The 17,887-nt window shown below is 62.8% G+C and carries 23 protein-coding genes; 9 read left to right on the forward strand and 14 right to left on the reverse strand.

What is annotated here, in order from left to right; translation table 11 throughout:
* From lolD to queF, 4 genes are all read left to right on the forward strand, one after another.
* Positions 1-684 carry a lipoprotein-releasing ABC transporter ATP-binding protein LolD gene (lolD, locus tag AC0ZZU_RS13515; protein ID WP_476341317.1) on the forward strand — a complete coding sequence of 228 codons (684 nt, stop codon included), beginning with the start codon at positions 1-3 and terminating at the stop codon, positions 682-684.
* A gap of 60 nt (positions 685-744) precedes the next feature.
* Positions 745-1,989 carry a lipoprotein-releasing ABC transporter permease subunit gene (locus AC0ZZU_RS13520; RefSeq protein ID WP_476341318.1) on the forward strand — a complete coding sequence of 415 codons (1,245 nt, stop codon included), beginning with the start codon at positions 745-747 and terminating at the stop codon, positions 1,987-1,989.
* Between the two features lie 57 nt (positions 1,990-2,046).
* A complete protein-coding gene (locus AC0ZZU_RS13525) occupies positions 2,047-2,511 on the forward strand; it encodes a cupredoxin domain-containing protein (RefSeq protein WP_476341319.1) in 465 nt (154 codons plus the stop codon).
* A gap of 66 nt (positions 2,512-2,577) precedes the next feature.
* Positions 2,578-3,408, forward strand: a complete 831-nt coding sequence (gene queF / locus AC0ZZU_RS13530; RefSeq protein WP_476341320.1) for an NADPH-dependent 7-cyano-7-deazaguanine reductase QueF — start codon at positions 2,578-2,580, stop codon at positions 3,406-3,408.
* A 52-nt stretch (positions 3,409-3,460) separates the two neighbouring features.
* Here queF and AC0ZZU_RS13535 read toward each other — a convergent pair whose 3' ends face one another.
* Entirely contained in the window at positions 3,461-3,724 is a 264-nt protein-coding gene (locus AC0ZZU_RS13535) for a DUF4404 family protein (RefSeq protein WP_476341322.1), read from the reverse strand.
* A gap of 123 nt (positions 3,725-3,847) precedes the next feature.
* Entirely contained in the window at positions 3,848-4,405 is a 558-nt protein-coding gene (locus tag AC0ZZU_RS13540; RefSeq protein ID WP_476341323.1) for a phosphonoacetaldehyde phosphonohydrolase-related protein, read from the reverse strand.
* 191 nt (positions 4,406-4,596) lie between these two features.
* Here AC0ZZU_RS13540 and AC0ZZU_RS13545 point away from each other — a divergent pair, with 191 nt between their 5' ends.
* From AC0ZZU_RS13545 to rssC, 3 genes are all read left to right on the forward strand, one after another.
* The gene (locus tag AC0ZZU_RS13545; protein ID WP_476341325.1) at positions 4,597-5,304 is read left to right on the forward strand and encodes an MlaA family lipoprotein; all 708 of its coding nucleotides are present in this window, start codon (positions 4,597-4,599) and stop codon (positions 5,302-5,304) included.
* Between the two features lie 380 nt (positions 5,305-5,684).
* On the forward strand, positions 5,685-6,869 hold the full coding sequence (rssB, locus tag AC0ZZU_RS13550; protein WP_476341326.1) for a two-component system response regulator RssB: 1,185 nt from the start codon (positions 5,685-5,687) through the stop codon (positions 6,867-6,869).
* Entirely contained in the window at positions 6,866-7,348 is a 483-nt protein-coding gene (rssC, locus tag AC0ZZU_RS13555; protein ID WP_158459115.1) for an anti-sigma factor antagonist RssC, read from the forward strand. The genes rssB and rssC overlap by 4 nt, the downstream gene beginning before the upstream one ends.
* A 19-nt stretch (positions 7,349-7,367) precedes the next feature.
* Here the strand turns inward: rssC and AC0ZZU_RS13560 are convergent, their stop codons facing one another.
* The 3 genes from AC0ZZU_RS13560 to dusA all read right to left on the reverse strand — a co-directional run bounded on the left by AC0ZZU_RS13560 (position 7,368) and on the right by dusA (position 11,459).
* Positions 7,368-9,269 carry an alkaline phosphatase D family protein gene (locus AC0ZZU_RS13560; protein WP_476341327.1) on the reverse strand — a complete coding sequence of 634 codons (1,902 nt, stop codon included), beginning with the start codon at positions 9,267-9,269 and terminating at the stop codon, positions 7,368-7,370.
* A gap of 130 nt (positions 9,270-9,399) precedes the next feature.
* Positions 9,400-10,326, reverse strand: a complete 927-nt coding sequence (gene tal / locus AC0ZZU_RS13565) for a transaldolase (protein WP_476341329.1) — start codon at positions 10,324-10,326, stop codon at positions 9,400-9,402.
* A 122-nt stretch (positions 10,327-10,448) separates the two neighbouring features.
* Positions 10,449-11,459 carry a tRNA dihydrouridine(20/20a) synthase DusA gene (gene dusA / locus AC0ZZU_RS13570; RefSeq protein WP_476341331.1) on the reverse strand — a complete coding sequence of 337 codons (1,011 nt, stop codon included), beginning with the start codon at positions 11,457-11,459 and terminating at the stop codon, positions 10,449-10,451.
* Positions 11,460-11,560: 101 nt separating this feature from the next.
* On the opposite strand from dusA, the gene AC0ZZU_RS13575 reads away from it, so the two are divergent.
* Complete coding sequence (locus tag AC0ZZU_RS13575) at positions 11,561-12,688, forward strand: tyrosine-type recombinase/integrase (RefSeq protein WP_476341333.1); 1,128 nt, start codon at positions 11,561-11,563, stop codon at positions 12,686-12,688.
* On the opposite strand, the gene AC0ZZU_RS13580 is transcribed toward AC0ZZU_RS13575, so the two are convergent.
* From AC0ZZU_RS13580 to AC0ZZU_RS13600, 5 genes are all read right to left on the reverse strand, one after another.
* Positions 12,672-12,953, reverse strand: coding sequence for a pyocin activator PrtN family protein (locus AC0ZZU_RS13580; protein ID WP_476341335.1), 282 nt, complete (start codon positions 12,951-12,953; stop codon positions 12,672-12,674). The two genes, AC0ZZU_RS13575 and AC0ZZU_RS13580, sit on opposite strands and share 17 nt — an antisense overlap.
* A 250-nt stretch (positions 12,954-13,203) precedes the next feature.
* A complete protein-coding gene (locus AC0ZZU_RS13585) occupies positions 13,204-13,686 on the reverse strand; it encodes a class I SAM-dependent methyltransferase (RefSeq protein ID WP_476341337.1) in 483 nt (160 codons plus the stop codon).
* The gene (locus AC0ZZU_RS13590) at positions 13,683-14,066 is read right to left on the reverse strand and encodes a phage protein NinX family protein (RefSeq protein ID WP_476341339.1); all 384 of its coding nucleotides are present in this window, start codon (positions 14,064-14,066) and stop codon (positions 13,683-13,685) included. The genes AC0ZZU_RS13585 and AC0ZZU_RS13590 overlap by 4 nt, the downstream gene beginning before the upstream one ends.
* A 172-nt stretch (positions 14,067-14,238) precedes the next feature.
* Positions 14,239-14,550: a hypothetical protein gene (locus AC0ZZU_RS13595; protein ID WP_476341341.1), complete on the reverse strand. Its 312-nt coding sequence runs from the start codon at positions 14,548-14,550 to the stop codon at positions 14,239-14,241.
* On the reverse strand, positions 14,547-15,284 hold the full coding sequence (locus AC0ZZU_RS13600) for a hypothetical protein (protein ID WP_476341343.1): 738 nt from the start codon (positions 15,282-15,284) through the stop codon (positions 14,547-14,549). Before AC0ZZU_RS13600 ends, AC0ZZU_RS13595 begins: the two co-directional genes overlap by 4 nt.
* 178 nt (positions 15,285-15,462) lie before the next feature.
* Here AC0ZZU_RS13600 and AC0ZZU_RS13605 point away from each other — a divergent pair, with 178 nt between their 5' ends.
* Positions 15,463-15,777 (forward strand): hypothetical protein, encoded by a 315-nt coding sequence (locus tag AC0ZZU_RS13605; protein ID WP_476341344.1) that lies wholly within the window; start codon positions 15,463-15,465, stop codon positions 15,775-15,777.
* 28 nt (positions 15,778-15,805) lie between these two features.
* Here the strand turns inward: AC0ZZU_RS13605 and AC0ZZU_RS13610 are convergent, their stop codons facing one another.
* Genes AC0ZZU_RS13610 through AC0ZZU_RS13625 form a run of 4 tightly spaced genes read right to left on the reverse strand, consistent with a single transcriptional unit; the run spans position 15,806 to position 17,868 of the window.
* A complete protein-coding gene (locus AC0ZZU_RS13610) occupies positions 15,806-16,180 on the reverse strand; it encodes a hypothetical protein (RefSeq protein WP_476341346.1) in 375 nt (124 codons plus the stop codon).
* Positions 16,167-16,550, reverse strand: coding sequence for a hypothetical protein (locus AC0ZZU_RS13615; RefSeq protein ID WP_476341347.1), 384 nt, complete (start codon positions 16,548-16,550; stop codon positions 16,167-16,169). The genes AC0ZZU_RS13610 and AC0ZZU_RS13615 overlap by 14 nt, the downstream gene beginning before the upstream one ends.
* Positions 16,547-16,714, reverse strand: coding sequence for a hypothetical protein (locus AC0ZZU_RS13620; RefSeq protein WP_476341348.1), 168 nt, complete (start codon positions 16,712-16,714; stop codon positions 16,547-16,549). Before AC0ZZU_RS13620 ends, AC0ZZU_RS13615 begins: the two co-directional genes overlap by 4 nt.
* Positions 16,711-17,868 carry a DNA cytosine methyltransferase gene (locus tag AC0ZZU_RS13625; protein ID WP_476341350.1) on the reverse strand — a complete coding sequence of 386 codons (1,158 nt, stop codon included), beginning with the start codon at positions 17,866-17,868 and terminating at the stop codon, positions 16,711-16,713. The genes AC0ZZU_RS13620 and AC0ZZU_RS13625 overlap by 4 nt, the downstream gene beginning before the upstream one ends.
* Positions 17,869-17,887: the final 19 nt, after the last annotated feature.

Here is a 17,887-nt window from a genome sequence, read left to right on the forward strand (position 1 = left end):
ATGAGTGATAAAGCCGTACTGAGTTGCCGCAACCTGGGCAAGTCCTACGACGAGGGCCCGGAGTCGGTGCAGGTGCTGGCCGGCCTGCAGCTTGAGCTGCACCCTGGCGAGCGGGTCGCCATTGTCGGCAGTTCCGGCTCTGGCAAAAGTACCTTGCTCAACCTGCTGGGTGGCCTGGACACCCCGACCGAGGGCAGTGTCTGGCTGGCTGGCGAAGAGTTGTCGGCACTGAACGAGCGAGCCCGCGGCCTGTTGCGCAACCGCGCCTTGGGCTTTGTGTACCAGTTCCACCACCTGCTGCCCGAGTTCACGGCCCTCGAGAACGTGTGCATGCCACTCCTGATCGGCCGTACGGCGATCCCTGAGGCCCGTGAACGTGCCGAGGCGCTGCTCACGCGTGTGGGACTGGGTCACCGGCTCAGCCACAAACCATCCGAGCTGTCGGGCGGCGAGCGCCAGCGCGTGGCGATTGCCCGTGCCCTGGTCAACCGTCCCGGCCTGGTGATGCTCGACGAGCCTACTGGCAACCTGGACCACCACACCGCACAGGGTATCCAGGAGCTGATGCGCGAACTGTCGAGCTCTTCGCAGACCGCGTTCCTGGTGGTTACCCATGACCTCGCCCTGGCGCGTCAGATGGACCGGGTGCTGCGCCTGGAAGACGGCCAGCTGGTGCCGATCTGAATCAACGCCACGGGGCGCTGTCGGCGCCCCGTCCCCCTTCTTCATCGGGTGTTTTCGTACATGTTCAGACCCTTGCCCTTGTTCATCGGTGCCCGCTACACCCGCGCCAAGCGCCGCAACCATTTCATCTCGTTCATCTCCATGACCTCGATGATCGGCCTGTCCCTGGGCGTGCTGGCGATGATCGTGGTGCTCTCGGTGATGAACGGCTTCCAGCGTGAAATGAGCTCGCGCATCCTGGGCCTGGTGCCCCATGCCAGCATTCTTGGCGAGCAGCCGTTGCAGGACTGGCGCGGCGTTGCCGATGCCGCCCTGAAGAACCCGGCGGTAATGGCCGCTGCCCCGCTGACCGAAATGGAAGGCATGCTCTCGTACAAGGGGGCGATGCAGCCGATCCAGGTGAGCGGCATCGATCCAGCGGAAGAAGGCAACGTCTCGATCGTTGGCCAGCACATCGTCCAGGGCAAGCTGCAGGCCCTGCAGCCCGGCGAGTATGGCGTAGTACTGGGTGAGCTGACGGCCCGGCGCTTTCGTCTGAACACCGGTGACAAGCTGACCCTGATCGTTCCCGAGATCAGCAAGGCGCCCGGCGGCATTACCCCGCGCATGCAGCGCCTGACCGTGGTCGGCATCTTCAAGGTCGGCGCCGAGCTGGATGGCTCGCAAGCCTATATCCATATCGCCGATGCCGGTGAGATGCAGCGCTGGGCACCTGGCCAGGTGCAGGGCGTGCGGTTGAAGCTGCATGACCTGTATGCCGCGCCGCAGGTGTCCAAGGCCATTGCCTCGGGCCTGGGCCAGGGCTACCTGGCGGACGATTGGTCGCACACCCAGGGCAGCCTGTTCAGTGCCATGAAGATGGAAAAGACCATGATTGGCCTGCTGCTGATGATGATCATCGCCGTGGCTGCGTTCAACATCATCGCCACGCTGATCATGGTGGTCAACGACAAGGGCTCGGACATCGCCATCCTGCGCACCATCGGCGCCACGCCTGCGCAGATCATGGGCACGTTCATGGTCCAGGGCAGCCTGATCGGCATCGTCGGGACCCTGATCGGTGGCGTACTGGGTGTGATCGCGGCAATCAACGTCAGCCAGATCGTCGGCTGGCTGGAGCGGGTCAGTGGGCAGCATATCTTTACCTCCGACGTGTACTTCATCAGCAGCCTGCCATCGGAGCTGCAGTGGGGCGATGTCGGACTGATCTGCACCGCAGGGCTGGTGATGAGTTTCCTGGCAACCCTGTATCCCGCGTGGCGGGCGTCGCAGGTGGAGCCGGCATACGCATTGCGCTATGAATGACGCAAGGGGCTTGCCCAGCCCCGCAGACTGTTTTGTCCGACACGGAGTGAGCCACTCATGAAACACCTCTTGACCGCCAGCGCCCTGATGCTGGCCAGCCTGTCCAGTATTGCCAGCCCTTCGCACGGCTATGGCTTCGGCGCGCCTGCCCCGGCGTCCCAGGCCACCCGTACCGTCGAGGTAAAGCTCAAGGACATCGCTTTCGAGCCCGGCAGCCTGAAGGTCAAGGCCGGGGAAACCGTTCGCTTCGTGCTGGTCAACGAAGGCAACCTGCCTCATGAATTCAACCTGGGCAGCAAGGCCATGCACGTCGAGCACCAGAAGGAAATGGTCGCCATGCAAGGCAAGCTGTTCACCGGTCACGGCGGCCATGAGCACCACGCGGACAACACCGTGCTGCTGCAGCCGGGTCAGCGTGGCGAACTGACGTGGGCTTTCAGCGAGTCTGCGCCCATCGAGTTCGCCTGCAATGTGCCGGGGCACTACCAGGCCGGCATGGTCGGTCCTCTGACCATTGAGTAACAACAGGGTCCAAGGCAGGATGCAAAATTGCTAGACTAGGCGCATCCGCTTTTTCAGGTCCGACCCATGCATCCTGCTGCCGAACATTCCCCGCTGGGCAAGTCCAGCGAATACGTCTCCACCTACACCCCCTCCTTGCTGTTCCCCATCCCGCGCATCGCCAAGTGGGCGGAGCTGGGCGTCACCGCACAGACCCTGCCTTGGCAGGGTGTCGACTACTGGAACTGCTTCGAGCTGTCCTGGCTGCTGCCGTCGGGCAAGCCGGTGGTGGCGATCGGTGAGTTCGCCATCCCGGCCGATTCGCCCAACATCATCGAGTCCAAGTCGTTCAAGCTTTACCTCAACTCGTTGAACCAGACCCCCTTCGAGTCCACGGCCGCCCTGCAGGCGTGCCTCGAGAAAGACCTGTCGGCTGCCGCTGGCAAGCCGGTGGGGGTGCGCGTCCGTACCCTGGCCGAGGTCGAGGCGCAGGGCGTTGCAGGCCTGCCGGGGCAGTGCATCGATGAGCTGGATATCAGCGTGAGCGATTATGAGCAGCCGCGGCCGGAGCTCTTGCGTTGCGATGCCTCGCAGGTTGTCGAGCAAACGCTGCACAGCCACCTGCTCAAATCCAATTGCCCGGTCACCGGCCAGCCGGACTGGGGCAGCGTGGTTGTCGAGTACCGGGGACCGGCGCTGGATCCGGCCAGCCTGCTGGGCTACCTGGTGAGCTTCCGCCAGCACGCGGACTTCCATGAGCAGTGTGTGGAGCGCATCTACCTTGACCTCAAGGGCCTGCTCGAGCCCGAGCACCTGACGGTGTACGCGCGGTATGTGCGCCGCGGCGGACTGGATATCAACCCCTATCGCAGCACTGGGCCGGTCAACCCGGCGAACCAGCGGTTGGTACGCCAGTAACGAGAAAGCCCCGTCCAGCGACGGGGCTTTTGCCTTGCGTGGGCAGCGTTGGTCAGATGCCCATGCTGTGCAGGTAGGTGGCGATATTGCGCAGGGTGATGGTGAGGTCCGGATGCTTGGCCTCGAAACGCTCGACTGCCAGGTTGACTCCATCTGACAGGTTGTTGTCGTGGGTCGCTTCCTCCAGTTTCAGCTGTGCTTCGATCTGCTCCATCATCTTGTGCAGGTCATCCCGCTCTTCCAGCGTCAGCGGCGGATTCCGTTCCAGTTGCTCGCGCAAGCTATCGAGTTGCTCTTGCAGTTCGCGGGCAGGCATGGGTGTTCTCCCTCTATGAATAGTCACAAGCATGGACCTCGGCGCTTGCGCAAAGGTTCTTGCATGTCTTCCAGAGTAATCCAGCCCGCTGCGCTTTGCATGACGGGGATCAGTCCGGATGTATCAGGGCTTTTCGCCCTTGCGGCGACGCTGGGCAATGTCGTCAAGGCAGGTGTCGAGGGCTTCGAAGTGGTCGATCACCGAGTGCACGCCCAGTTCGAAGAGCGCCAGCGTCGACCTCCCGCGTACGCGTTCCTGTTCCTGCCAGGTCATGGCCTGCCACTCGCTCAATGGCAGGCCGCACTGGGGGGTGCACGCGGCAAGGCCTACGGTCCAGAGCCCGGCGTTCAGCCCTGACCGCAACAGGCGCGGCTCGCCGCTGACCAGCACGCATCCTTCCAGCCGCTCGATGCCCAGGGACATCAGGGCTTGCCAGCAGGCATCTGGGGCTGGCCACGGGGATGTACTGCTCGGGTGTCCCGTCAACCAGTCGGGCAGGGCCAGACGCTGGTCCTGGGAGGCGTCACGCTCATCGACCCAGATGCAAGGCACTTGCTGCCGGCGCAGCCCATCCAGTGCATCCAGGGCGCCTGGAATGGGCGAGGGCGTATCCTCGCCCGCCTGCACCAGGCAGCCACGCAAGCCGAACAGCACAGCGGTGAGGGCGGGCATTTCTGGCATGTCGGCATCCCTGACGTGAAATACACCGAGGCTAGTGCCTGTCTGTTACCGGCAGGTGACGGTCTGACACTTATTTGCTAAATCCTTGTCAATGCCATGTAACGCTGTTTATCAGCACGCGAGCCTTTATACTGGCTTCCTTGCAGCGCGCATTGGCGCCTGCCACCGTGAAATTCGATGGAGAGACATCTATGGGTAGGATCGGCGCCGGTGTGATCGAGCGAGTCACCCAGGCCTGCGTCTGCGCGGGTTTACTGCTAGCGCCCATGGCCGCCACCCAGGCGGCCACCGAGGAAGATCCCTGGGAGGCGGTCAACCGGCCGATCTTCAGGTTCAACGATGTCCTCGACACCTATGCCCTCAAGCCGCTGGCGCAAGGCTACCAGTTCGTGACCCCGCAGTTTCTCGAGGACGGTATCCACAACGTCTTCCAGAACCTGGGCGACGTCACCAACCTGGCCAACAACGTGCTGCAGCTCAAGCCCCATGCGGCGGGTGTCGACACGGCGCGCCTGATCGTCAACACCACCTTCGGCCTGGGTGGCTTCTTTGATGTGGGTACCCGGATGGGCCTGCAGCGCAACGATGAAGACTTCGGCCAGACCCTTGGCTACTGGGGCCTGAACAGCGGTCCTTACGTGGTCATCCCGTTGCTGGGCCCGAGTACCGTGCGCGATGCCTTCGCCAAGTATCCGGATACCTACACCCGTCCGTACCGCTACATCGATCATGTGCCGACCCGCAACACGGTGCTCGCCACCGACGTGGTCGATACGCGCGCCAGCCTGCTTTCGGCCGAGAAGCTGATCAGCGGCGACAAGTACGTCTTCATCCGCAACGCCTACCTGCAGAACCGCGAGTTCCGGGTCAAGGATGGGGAAGTCGAAGACGACTTCTGATTTCCAGCGGATCACCAGGCGGCCGGCAGGCCGCCTTTTTTTTGTAACATCCGGTGCTATTCGAGAATGCGAACAACCTGCACATGCCTGTAAAAGCCCGGTCTTGCTTCATGCTGACCTTTCATAAGGTATCGGAAATTCCCTTTCTTATAACTCCCGGCGATTTGTCCGCCAAAGACCAGCCCCAGACTGCTCTTGTGCGCTTGAAACGCTCTGCGGATGGGAGTACCGTCTGCGCCTTACAGGGCACCTCTGTGATTTGCCGGACACGCATTAGTGTCCTACAACTCAGATAGAGAGTGGCTAGACAGAATTCCAGTAGCCATGAGTCGGCCCGCCGAACCCGCTACGCCAACCTATTTCTGGCGCCGTTTGCCCACATGCAGAAACCCAGTGCAACGCTGCTGATCATCGATGACGACGACGTGGTCCGTGCGAGCCTCGCCGCGTATCTGGAAGACAGCGGCTTCAGCGTGCTCCAGGCCGGCAACGGCCAACAAGGCCTCCAGGTCTTCGAAGCGCAGCAGCCCGATCTCGTGATCTGCGACCTGCGCATGCCCCAGATGGGCGGTCTCGAGCTGATTCGCCAGGTCACCGAGCGTGCGCCGCAATTGCCGGTGATCGTGGTGTCGGGTGCAGGCGTCATGAGCGATGCGGTCGAGGCCTTGCGCCTGGGCGCTGCCGATTACCTGATCAAGCCTCTGGAAGACCTCGCGGTGCTCGAACACTCGGTGCGCCGCGCGCTCGACCGCTCGCGGCTGGTGCTCGAAAACCAGCGCTACCGCGAAAAACTCGAAGCGGCCAACCGTGAGCTCGAGGCCAGCCTGCACCTGTTGCAGGAAGACCAGACCGCCGGCCGCCAGGTGCAGATGAACATGCTGCCCGAGAGCCCATGGCACGCAGGTGACCTGGCGTTCGAACACCAGATCATTCCGTCGCTGTACCTTTCGGGCGATTTCACCGACTATTTCCGCGTCGATGACCGCCGGATTGCGTTTTACCTGGCCGATGTCTCGGGCCATGGCGCATCGTCGGCCTTCGTCACGGTGCTGCTGAAGTTCATGACCACCCGCTTGCTGTTCGAATTCAAGCGCGGCAGCAAGCTGCGCGAGTTCAAGCCCTCCGAGGTGCTTGGGCATATCAACCGCGGCCTGATCAACTGCAAGCTGGGCAAGCATGTGACCATGGTGGGCGGAGTCATCGATGAAGACACCGGCCTGCTGACCTACAGCGTAGGCGGCCACCTGCCGCTGCCGGTGCTCTACACCCCAGGCCAGACGCGCTACCTCGAGGGCCGCGGCCTGCCGGTAGGGCTGTTCGAGGAAGCCACCTACCAGGACCATGTGCTCGAACTGCCAGAGCAGTTCAGCCTGAGCCTGATGTCGGATGGCGTACTGGACCTTTTGCCTGGGGACACACTCAAAGATAAGGAAGCGTCATTGCCGGAGATCGTCAAGGACGCCGGGGGCTGCCTGGATGGGCTGCGCCAACGATTCGGATTGGCTACGCTTGGGGAGATGCCGGATGATATCGCCCTATTGGTGTTAAGCAGGAACCTTCAATGAGTACCGGTAGAATCCAGTTCGCCGAGCAGAGCGGTACCTTTGTTCTGAAATTCGTGGGTGAAGTGCGCCTGACCCTGTGTTCGGCGCTGGATGCGACGATCGAGAAGATATTCACCGCGCTGAATTTCTCGGCCATTGTCATCGACCTCACCGAGACCGAAAGCATCGACAGCACCACGCTGGGCTTGCTGGCCAAGCTGTCGATCCTGTCGCGCCAGAAAGTCGGCCTGCTGCCGACCGTGGTGACCACCAACCCCGACATCTCCCGGCTCCTGCAGTCCATGGGCTTCGAGCAGGTTTTCAATATTGTCGACCGCCCGATCCCTTGCCCCGAGTGCCTGACCGACCTGCCGTCGCAGGACCAGAACGAAGATGTCGTGCGCTCCAAGGTGCTCGAGGCGCATCGGATCCTCATGGGCCTGAACGACTCCAACCGCGAAGCCTTCCACGACCTGGTCCATGCGCTGGAGCGCAGCTGACCGATCCCGCTAGTATCTGCTATTGCTGCTCGGCCCGGGGAAACTCGGTGGCCGGCCTGCCATCGGCGTTATGCTGCAGCACCCGTTCCGGCTGACCCTCTTCGTTGAAGAAAACCTGACCCAGGCCTGCGCTGTTCCATAGCCGCTCGCCGGCCTGGCTGTGGCTCGGCGTGCGCGGCACCACCTCCATGCGACGGCGCTTGGTAAACCAGTTCAGGGGCGAGCGCGGCGCGTAGAGCCAGCGGTTCAGGCGATCGAACGTGTCCAGCAGGCGCTTGGGAAACTGGTTCTTGATGCCGCTGCTGGTGATCTGCCAAAGATGCGGGCTGCGCTGGCGATGGCGGATGCGCACTTCATAGACGAATGAGTAGTGCACGTCGCCCGACAGGATCACGTAGTGCCCCGGCGTGCGCGAATGGCGGAATATGTTGAGAATCACCTGCGCCGTGCCCCGGTGGGCCATCCAGTTTTCGGCGTCAACCAGCAATGCGAAGCCCAGCCAGCTGAATACCTGCTGCACCGATTCGATCAGCTTGACGCCGAAGATCGGCGCGGGTGACACGATGATCGCCGAAGGATGGTCGAGCAGCGCCTGTTGCAGCTCGCTCAGCGCTTCCCAGTCGAGCAGGCCCGAAGGCCGCTTGAGGCTGGTTTCGCTTCTCCAGCGCCGCGTGCGGGTATCGAGCACCAGCAGGGGCGGATTGCTCGGCAGCTCGAACTGCCAGCCTTGGAATCGCAGCAACTCCTCGATCAAGGCATCCTGAGCCGGGCTGTCCAGCCAATGCTTTTTCGCCTGCTGGCCTAGCTGCCGGCATTGTTCGGCCAGTCCCCTGCAGCGGTCCGGATCATTGCCCCAGCCCTGGCACAGCAGATAGCCCAGCAGGGCATTGCCGATGATCCGGCGCGAGAAGGGGTGGCCGTAGGCGGTTTCTTCCCACTGCGCCGAGAGGTTCCAGTCATCGGTGATGTCGTGATCGTCGAAGATCATCAGGCTGGGAAGATGCGCCAGCACCCGTGCCACCGGTCCCAGCCCCTCGACGAAGGCCTCGATCAGCGGCTGCTCCTGGCGGTAGCGTTCCTGGCGCTTGGCAGTGAGGCCCTTGGGCATGCTCGGCTGCACCAGGGTCCACGGCACCGGTGACCAGACCAGCAGGTACATGGCCATGACCTCGGCGAAGGTCACCAGATGGTTGTCGGCGTTGCTGCTGGTGAAAATCGGCTTGCGCGTGCCACCAAAGAAGCGCTCGCGCAGGCTCTTGTTGCTCTCCAGCGCTGGCAGCAGGTCGGCGCGGTGGTAATAGCACGCCGGATGTTGGTACAGCTCGTCACTGTTGCCGACCAGGGCTCCCTCCAGCTGCTCGCCGAACAGCCCCAGGCGCTCGATCAACCCATGGATGGCGCGCAGCATGGGCCCGGCGACGTCGTCGGCGTAGACCTGGTCGCCGGTCATCAGCAACAGGGCAGGGCGCTCCTCGGGGCGTTGGCAATCTTGCAGCAGGCGGTCAGCGCACAGCAGCCCGTCGGCGGCCGAATGATGCGGCTTGCGGCACGAGCCGTGGAGCAACTGTTCGAGGCGGCCGCGCAGCACCAGGCTCGGGCGCTGGGTGCCCGGATAGAGCAGGTGGGGCGCCCATTGTGCGATGCCCTCGCTGCCCTCGGCGGTTGGCAGCATCAGGTCGTAATCGAGCTGGACGTCCACCGGGAGTGGTTGTGCGAACTGGATGTCGAGCAGGTGAACAAACGCCCGCTCGCCCACCGGGATCACCTGGCAGTCGACGGAGGCCTGGACGTCCGGGTGCTCCAGGATGAATGCGGGTTGCAGCGGTTGCGAACCTACCAGCCAGATGGCCAGGCGCGTGGGTTCCAGCCGACGCAGCACGGGGCCGGCCAGGACCTGGGGGAGCGGGGTGGTATCCGACATCGTTGACTCGGGTGAGGGTAAATGCAATCGCGGGGCACGTCGGCTTGCGACGGGCCCCGCGATGTCTTCCTGCGCGTGGCGGGTGGAAAATCCTGGGGATTCAGCCCGCTGCTGGCAAACTCAATATGTATCAGGCTTTTTCAGCCATTACCTTTTCCAGCTTTTCCTGGTCCCGCGCGAACTGGCGGATGCCTTCGGCGAGCTTGTCGGTCGCCATGGCGTCCTCGTTCATCGCCCAGCGGAACTGGCTCTCGTTCAGTTGCTGGCGCGGTTCGCCCGCATTGCCGGGCTTGAGGATGCGCGGCAGGTCGCCCTGGTCTTCGCTGAGCTGTTGCAGCAGTTCAGGGCTGATGGTCAGGCGGTCGCAGCCGGCCAGGTGCTCGATCTGACCCAGGTTGCGGAAGCTCGCACCCATCACCACGGTGTCGTAGCCATTGGCCTTGTAGTAGTCGTAGATGCGTGTGACCGACTGCACGCCCGGGTCCTCGGCGCCCACGTACTCCTGGCCGGTGCTTTTCTTGTACCAGTCGTAGATACGGCCCACGAACGGTGAAATCAGGAACACACCTGCGTCGGCGCAGGCCTGGGCCTGGGCAAAGGAGAACAGCAAGGTCAGGTTGGTCTGGATGCCTTCGCGCTCGAGCTTCTCGGCGGCGCGGATGCCTTCCCAGGTCGAGGCCAGCTTGATCAGCACGCGGTCACGGCCCACGCCTGCAGCTTCGTACAGATCGATCAGTTGGTGCGCCTTGGCCAGCAGCGCCGGCTCATCGAACGACAGGCGTGCATCCACCTCGGTGGAAATCCGCCCCGGGATGACCTTGAGAATCCCTGACCCCACGGATACCGCGAACTTGTCGCAGGCCAGGTCCACATTGCCCTTGGCGTCCGCCTTCACCTGCTTGAGCAGGTCGGCGTAACCGTGGATGGCAGCGGCCTTGAGCAGCAGCGACGGGTTGGTCGTGGCATCGACCGGCTTGAGACGGGTAATCGCATCCAGGTCGCCAGTGTCGGCAACTACGGTGGTGAACTGCTTGAGTTGTTCCAGCTTGGAGGTCATGGGCGTGCTCTGTCCTGTGCAATGACTCGACATTACCCCAGCCCTGTCGGCCGCTCAAGGGGCCGACGAGGCAGTAGGGAGAAGGATCAGTATACGAGTGGAAAGCGCGCCCTGGGTTCCCCTTAACGACCTTGCAACAATTCGCCGGCCTGGTCGAGCAGCCCCAGCGGGTCATGGGTCTTGTGGATGTCCGCCGACAGCATCTGGCGGAAGCGCCGCGCGCCGGGGAAGCCCTGGCCCAGGCCGAGGATATGCCGCGTGATATGGTGCATCGCGCCGCCAGCCTGCAGGTGCGCCACGATATACGGGCGCAGCCTGGCCAGCGCTTCGCTGCGGCTGATGACCGGCGCGTCGCTGCCAAACAGCCGCTGGTCCACCTCGGCCAGCACATACGGATTGTGATACGCCTCGCGGCCCAGCATCACGCCATCGAAGGTCTGCAGGTGCGCCTCGCACTCGTCCAGCGTCTTGATGCCGCCATTGAGCACGAACTCCAGGTCCGGGAAATCCGTCTTCAGCTTTGCTGCAACGTCGTAGCGAAGCGGCGGGATCTCACGGTTTTCCTTCGGCGACAGGCCCTCGAGGATCGCGATGCGCGCGTGCACCGTGAAACTGCGGCAGCCCGCGTCGCGCACCTGGCCGACAAAGTCGCACAGCTCGTCATAGCTGTCGCGGCCATTGATACCGATGCGGTGCTTGACCGTCACCGGGATCTCGACCGCATCGAGCATCGCCTTCACGCAGTCCGCGACCAGGGCAGGGTGGCCCATGAGGCAAGCGCCGATCATGTTGTTCTGTACCCGATCGCTCGGGCAGCCGACGTTGAGGTTGACCTCGTCGTAGCCCGATGCCTGCGCCAGGCGTGCGCAGGCTGCCAGGTCGGCCGGCACGCTACCGCCCAGCTGCAGGGCCAGCGGGTACTCCGCGGCGTCGTGCTGCAGGAAGCGCTGGGCGTCGCCGTTGAGCAGGGCGCCGGTGGTGACCATTTCGGTGTAGAGCAGGGTGTGGCGGGAGAGCAGGCGCAGGAAGAAGCGGCAGTGGCGGTCGGTCCAGTCCATCATCGGCGCAACAGAAAACCTCCTAACTACCGTGTTGCTTGGGGTTGCGGGGTTTTCTGCTTGTTTCGTCGACATTTTCAATTCTCTCGTTTACTACCATTTCCCACTGTTTTTGCTTATTCGCCGGACCTCGTTGCTACAATGTAGCAATCAAAAATCATCGTGTAGCAAAATCCATGGGATCCATCACGCTCCGGAAGCGCAAGGACGGCTCTGCCGCATACACAGCGCAGATCCGAATAATGAAGAAGGGTGAGACAGTCTATCAGGAAAGCCAGACTTTCGACCGGAAGGCTACTGCCCAGGCGTGGATCAGAAAGCGCGAGGCCGAACTCCATGAGCCGGGCGCGATCGAGAAGGCGACTCGCGGCGGCGTGACCGTCCGGGAAATGGTCGACCGCTACCTCGACCAGTACGAGAAGCTGCGGCCGCTGGGCCGGACCAAGCGGGCAACGCTCAACGCCATCAAGCAAACCTGGCTCGGCGACCTGGTCGACAGCGCGGTCACCAGCCAGAAGCTGGTCGAGTACGCCATGGACCGGATGGAGACTGACGGCATCCAGGCGCAGACGGTTGGTAACGACCTCGCGCACCTGGGTGCGGTGCTGTCCGTCGCCCGGCCGGCCTGGGGATACGACATAGACCCGCTGGCAATGGCCGACGCGCGGCGCGTGCTGCGCAAGATGGGCGCCGTCGGCAAGAGCCGCGAGCGCAACCGCCGGCCGAGTCTGGGCGAACTGGACCGCATCCTGACCTACTTCAGCGAGATGCGCGACCGGCGCAGGCAAGAGATCGACATGGTGCGCATCACCGTGTTCGCGCTGTTCTCGACGCGCCGCCAGGAGGAGATCACGCGGATCCGCTGGGACGCCCTGAACGAGAAGGAGCAGACGGCGCTGATCACCGATATGAAGAACCCAGGCCAGAAGTACGGGAACGACATCTGGTGCCACATGCCCGACGAGGCCTGGCGCATCCTACAGTCTATGCCGCGAGTCGCGGCCGAGGTGTTCCCGTACAACTCGAAGTCGGTGTCTGCCGCCTTCACGCGTGCCTGCAACTTTCTCGAAATTGACGACCTGCATTTTCACGACCTACGCCACGATGGCGTCAGTCGATTGTTCGAAATGGGGTGGGATATCCCGAAGGTGGCCTCTGTTTCCGGTCACCGGGATTGGAACTCTATGCGGCGCTATACGCACCTGCGGGGGAATGGAGACCCTTATAAAGGATGGCCATGGCTGGAGAGGGTGATATCGGGCCCCGTGATCGAGGCCCAGAAGAGGATCAAGAAACCCGTCTGAGGCCTCGACCCATGAGCTTGTCGTGCTCGGACTTGGCCTTTGCGTGCTGGGTGTCGAGGTAGGCGGCCAGGTCGTTCAGATGCACGCCCCGGGCAGACTTCTGGCTCGACTCCATGCAGACCAGCGGCAGGTTGATTTCGCCCCGGGCGACCTTGCCCTTCATCTTCTCCGGGGTCAGGTGGCAGAAATAGTCGAGGCACACGCGCTCGAGCGGGATGATTGCCTGGCCACCGTACTGGGCTATGAGCAGGAAATACGTGTTCATGTGGTTCTCCGGGCCGCCGGCGGCGGCAGGTTGGTGGTCAAGCTGCTGGGGTATGTTCAACGCGGTAGTAGCTGGTGCACCGGCAGCGCGGGCACACCATCGTGCTGGCTCCCTTGAGCCACTTGCAGGGCGCGAGCACGCGCTCGCTCTCCTTGTGCTGATTGCGGCACCTGGAGCACTTCACGGTGATATCGGGCACGGTTCATCCTCGCCCGCGCATGTCGGCGGGCTTGAGTTGCAGGGGAAGGGGTTAGGCTGCGGGGCGCTTCATAAAGGTGATCCAGTGCGTCTTCTCGCGCTTGCCGGACTTGTGGCCGAACAGGGGCTTTTGATCCGTCAGGGCCAGCAGCTCGCTGACGAGCACCTGCGTTTCGTTCCACTTGAAGATTAAGATCCCTTCGGGTTCAAGCACCCGGAAACACTCGGCGAATCCTTGGCGAATGTCCTCTCGCCAGTCGTTGGTGAGCACCCCGTACTTAGCGCGCATCCAGCTATCCACGCCTGCTCTGGTGAGGTGTGGCGGGTCGAATACGACCAGGCGGAAGGTTGAGGCCTCGAAGGGCAGTTGCCGGAAATCCATGAGCACATCGGGTTCAACCTTGAGCACCCGGCCGTCGCAGAGCAGGTGTTCCTCGTCGCGGATGTCGCCGAACAGTGCGCGCTGGTCTTGCTTGTCGAACCACATCATGCGGCTGGCGCTGCACGGGTCAAGAACCTTGGCAGCTGCGCTCATGGGCTCAGCTCCTTCGGCACCTGGACGGCATCCCCGAACCTGGCGGCAACGATGGTGCGGCAGGCTGCGATTAGGTGGGTCAGGCCATCCGCTTCGCCCGCGATATCATCCAGCCCGGTGACGGCAAAAAACGAGTCCGAGTAGAGGCCAAAGCCGATCCTATACTTGGTGATCAGCGGCCCGCCCCAAGCCCAGTCGCACTGTGGCTCGTACCGTTCGACTCGCACCGTCACTTCGCGGGCGAACCGAACGAACACCCGCCAGGGGTTGCCGTACTGAGGCGGCTCCAGCAGCACGTCTAGGCCTTCGGCCTTGGCCACTGCCCAGGCCAGCTGCTCGCCGACCAGGTCGGATGTCTTCACTTCGATCAGGTCGGTCATGGCTAGCCCCAATAGCTCAGGTCTTCGTCGATGGCATCATGGGGATGCCAGGCGCCGAACGTCTCATGCAGAGAGTCGACCATCTCCCAGCTCGCCCAACCGAGGCGGCTGCGCATGTGTCTGTACGCCTTGGTCTTCCAGATGATCGCCTTCAAGTAAGCCCGGATCTTCTTCACAGCTGATACCTCTCATCAATCCAGCGCCCAGGCGCCTGAGCGGGTGTAGGTTCGGGTTGGGTGTCGTGCGGGGAGAGCTGGCGCTCGCTATGCACACTTCCATCGCAAGGCCATTCGGTGCCCGGGCCGCAGTTCGGCGCCTTGAGCTGGCTGTCGGGGATGCATCTGATGCCGCCCCGGTTGCTCAGCTCATACAGCCAGCAAGTTGCACCGCGGTCGTCGTCGTGGAAGACAGTCACTCCACGGGGTAGTGAGTCTGCGCTGGCGCCGGCGGCCAGCAGCAGGAGGCAGAGGGCGAGGCGGCTCATGGCTCGATCCTCTTGAACTCAACGACCCAGACCCATGGGTTGGCGTCCCAGCTGTTCTCACCGTTGATCTTTTCCCAGAGGTTCGCGAACGCCCACCTGGCTCGATCAAGGCACTGATCCGGGTGCGTTGCGTCGCCAGCGTGCCAGCCTGGCGCTTGCTGAGGCTTCAGCGGGTGGAAAGTTTTGCCGCTGTCGATGCTTGCCTTGCCGGGCCGCTCTTGCGTGCCGAAGTCGGTGTACACCATGCCTTCGGCCTTGGCCTGGTCGTCGCTGATGTCCTGCAGTCGCTCGACGCGCACGTCGGTGACCTCCAAGAGAATGCGGCAGGCCCAGCGCGGCATGTGGATGCTCGGCCTGGTTCGGTCGAAAGTGCGAGGGCCAATTGCTTCCGGCTGAGGCAAGACCTTGGCTTGGTAGTCACCGTCGGCTTGGTAGCGGACGCATGCCTGGCGGTCGCCAACCTTGCCAGTGGAGATCTTGTGCGTCTCGCGCACCCAAAGGCGGTCGCCAGGCAGCCCAAAGCGGCAGAGCTCCGCATAGTAACTGGCGTCGTTCGGGTGCATGGAGTCGCCCTGGGCCGGCAGGGCATGGCACTCGCCCAGCCGCACGGCGTATTCGATCTCTTTGAGGTCCCGGGCACTGAGCGCTCGTCTGGTCACCGTTTTTCGACAGTCCAACAGAGCGCGGACCATCGGCCCGCTGAACAGAATCGGGCGTTCCTTTGCTTCAGGCATGACTACTCCAGGGCCGCTCCATGGCGGCTTTGATAGATAGGGGTGTATGGATTCCGCAACCAAGCGCGCCGATGGTCCGACTACTTCTCAAAAATCGGCCGATACAGTTGCAGTGGCGGAGAGTTCCGTTATGTTTGTCTAACGGCTGTACAACTCGACCGGTGGATCTGGAGGAACCATGAGAAAGCGAGGCGATCTTTTTTGGGATTGGGCAGACCCAAATCTTCATCACCGCTCGCATGACGAAAACCTGAGCGATGGAACGCACATTGATGTGCAGGTCCGGCTGTCCCGGGTCGGTGCCACTCAGTTGTTCATCGGTATCTACAACCCCTCTGGCCTGCCTCTGCATGAAGAGGCCTATGACAACCGCCCTGGAGAATCCATGACCCGAGCGCTTTCATGGGGCGTAGGTCGCGCGCGAGTAATCGCCACCCACGGCTTGGCATCTGCGGACCTGGTTGAAGGTCAGCTGCAGTCCGCGGCGAGATAAAAGGGTAGGGGTTATAGCTGGGTGAGTATTACGGCTGGCGCTGGAACATCATCGTGTCGTGCACTCTCGACACACACTTGGCAGCGCTCTGATCTGCGCTGGCTGATAGGGCTGCTTCGATGCGCGCCGCGACGCGCAGCGGAATATCATCGGACAGCAGGTCGCGAAGCAGGGTGTCCCGTTCAGCTTGTCGACCCAGCTGGATGCGCAGCTCATCCACTCGCTGGCGCAGGTCGACGGCGTTCTGCACGTAGGCAGCCTTGTCTGCCTGGGCCGTGGCCAGCTCCTCACGCAGGTCGTTGCGGTCGCGGAACAGCAACTGGCCTCCGGCCTTGAGTGTCTCTATCTCCTGGTTGGCCACCTCTAGGGCTTCCTGCAGCGACTTGCGGCTAGGCGTGCCCATCTTGTACCTCCGGCTCTGCGCTGGCGGATAGGGCTGTTTGCAAGCGGGAAAGCTCGGGCAGGTCGTTAACTGATCTTTCGTTCGCCCGCTCTATCCATGGCAGAAGATCACGCAGCAGCGCATCCCGCTCGGCCAACTGGGCGCGCAGGGTTTCGAACGCCTGCTTTCTCGCTTCAAGCGCAACATTGGCGGAATGCAGGTCTCGTCGCAGGGCGTCGCGCTCACTCTCGAGCTTTTCACCAACCTCTTTGTTGTGCGCCGCAATTCTCTTGCAGTAGTCGCGGTCTGCACGCAGATCGTCTCGCTCCGCTTCCAGCTTCGCAATGGTCGAATAGGCCATCTGTTCTTTCTGGCTCAGCTTACGTGTCATGCTCGCTTCTCCGCTTGATACCGCGCCTGCCGCTTCTTCGAGCAGGCACGATGGTTGCCTTGAGCGCGGGGCTTGCTGCACTCATCGCAGATGTTGTTGAGGTCGAGGAAAGGCATCGGCGCGCCGTGGCGCCGGGCCTGGGTGGTTCGGTAGAGCGGCTTCATTGCAGTACCTCGAGCTGGCGCTGGATCCGCCGGCCGATCCACCGCACGACGAACACGGCCTTGCTGTTCCCGATCGCCTTGTAGCGGGGGCCGTCTGGGCAAAGGTCGGCAGGTTTGGCGCGGTAGGGTATGGCGGTGTATCTGTCAGGGAAGCCCATTAGCCGCTCACACTCGACGGGCAGAAGTCGGCGAACATGGCCAGACTCGGGCGTCAGGACTTCGGTCAGATCCTGGCCCTCGGGATGAACTAGAAAGGTCTCAGTTGCGAAGTCGTGCCGAATTCCGTGCGCAGTCAATGTGCCAGCGCGGAACAAGGAGCGTCGGTTGTCTCCGCCAAACGCTGGCACGCCGGCCAGCACGCTCACTGCAGGCCCGTCGTCACCCTCGCAGTTGGCACATCCATAGGCGCCTAGCTCCTCATCGAAGAGGTACCCGCATCCGCACTGGAGAGCAGGGCCGAACGGAGCGTGTCCGGCAAAGTCGTGCCCCTCTGCCCTGTTCGGCGCAGTATCCCGGCGCTCGCCTTCGCGCTCAAAAAGTACCTCGAGGGGATCGAACCCTCCTCGAGCACTTGCGACAACGAACACACGACGCCGTTGTTGGGCCAGGCCGAAATATTGGGCGTCAAGAACCCTCCACGCGACTGTTCGGCGGGGTCCATGCACACAACCAGCGTGCGTCCATCCTCTCCCTGGAGGCTGCAGCTCGCAGTCTTCCCCAGCAAGCGCGCCAAGAAAGCATCCGAAGGCATTGCGCTTGTCGGTGAGGCAGCCGATGACGTTTTCCCAGACAGCGACGCACTCGGCATCGCCGCGGGCTGTTCGAACATGGTCAATTGCATCTAGGAGCTCCACGTATTTGATGGTGAGGGCGCCGCGCGGATCAGCCAGGCCTTCGCGCATGCCGGCCACGCTGAACGCCTGGCATGGCGTGCCGCCGACCAGCACGTCGGGCGCTGGAATCTTGCCGGACAGCGTCATGGCGGCCAGCCGGGTCATGTCGCCGTGGTTCGGCGTACTGGGGTAATGGTGAGCCAGCACCGCGCTGGGGAATGGCTCGATCTCGGCGTACCAGTCGGCAACCCAGCCAATTGGGTGCCAGGCTACGGTCGCAGCTTCAATACCGCTGCAGACACTTCCGTACTTGATGGGCATTGGTGATCCTCGCCGGGCT

The organism is Pseudomonas sp. JE3303 (assembly GCF_056312565.1).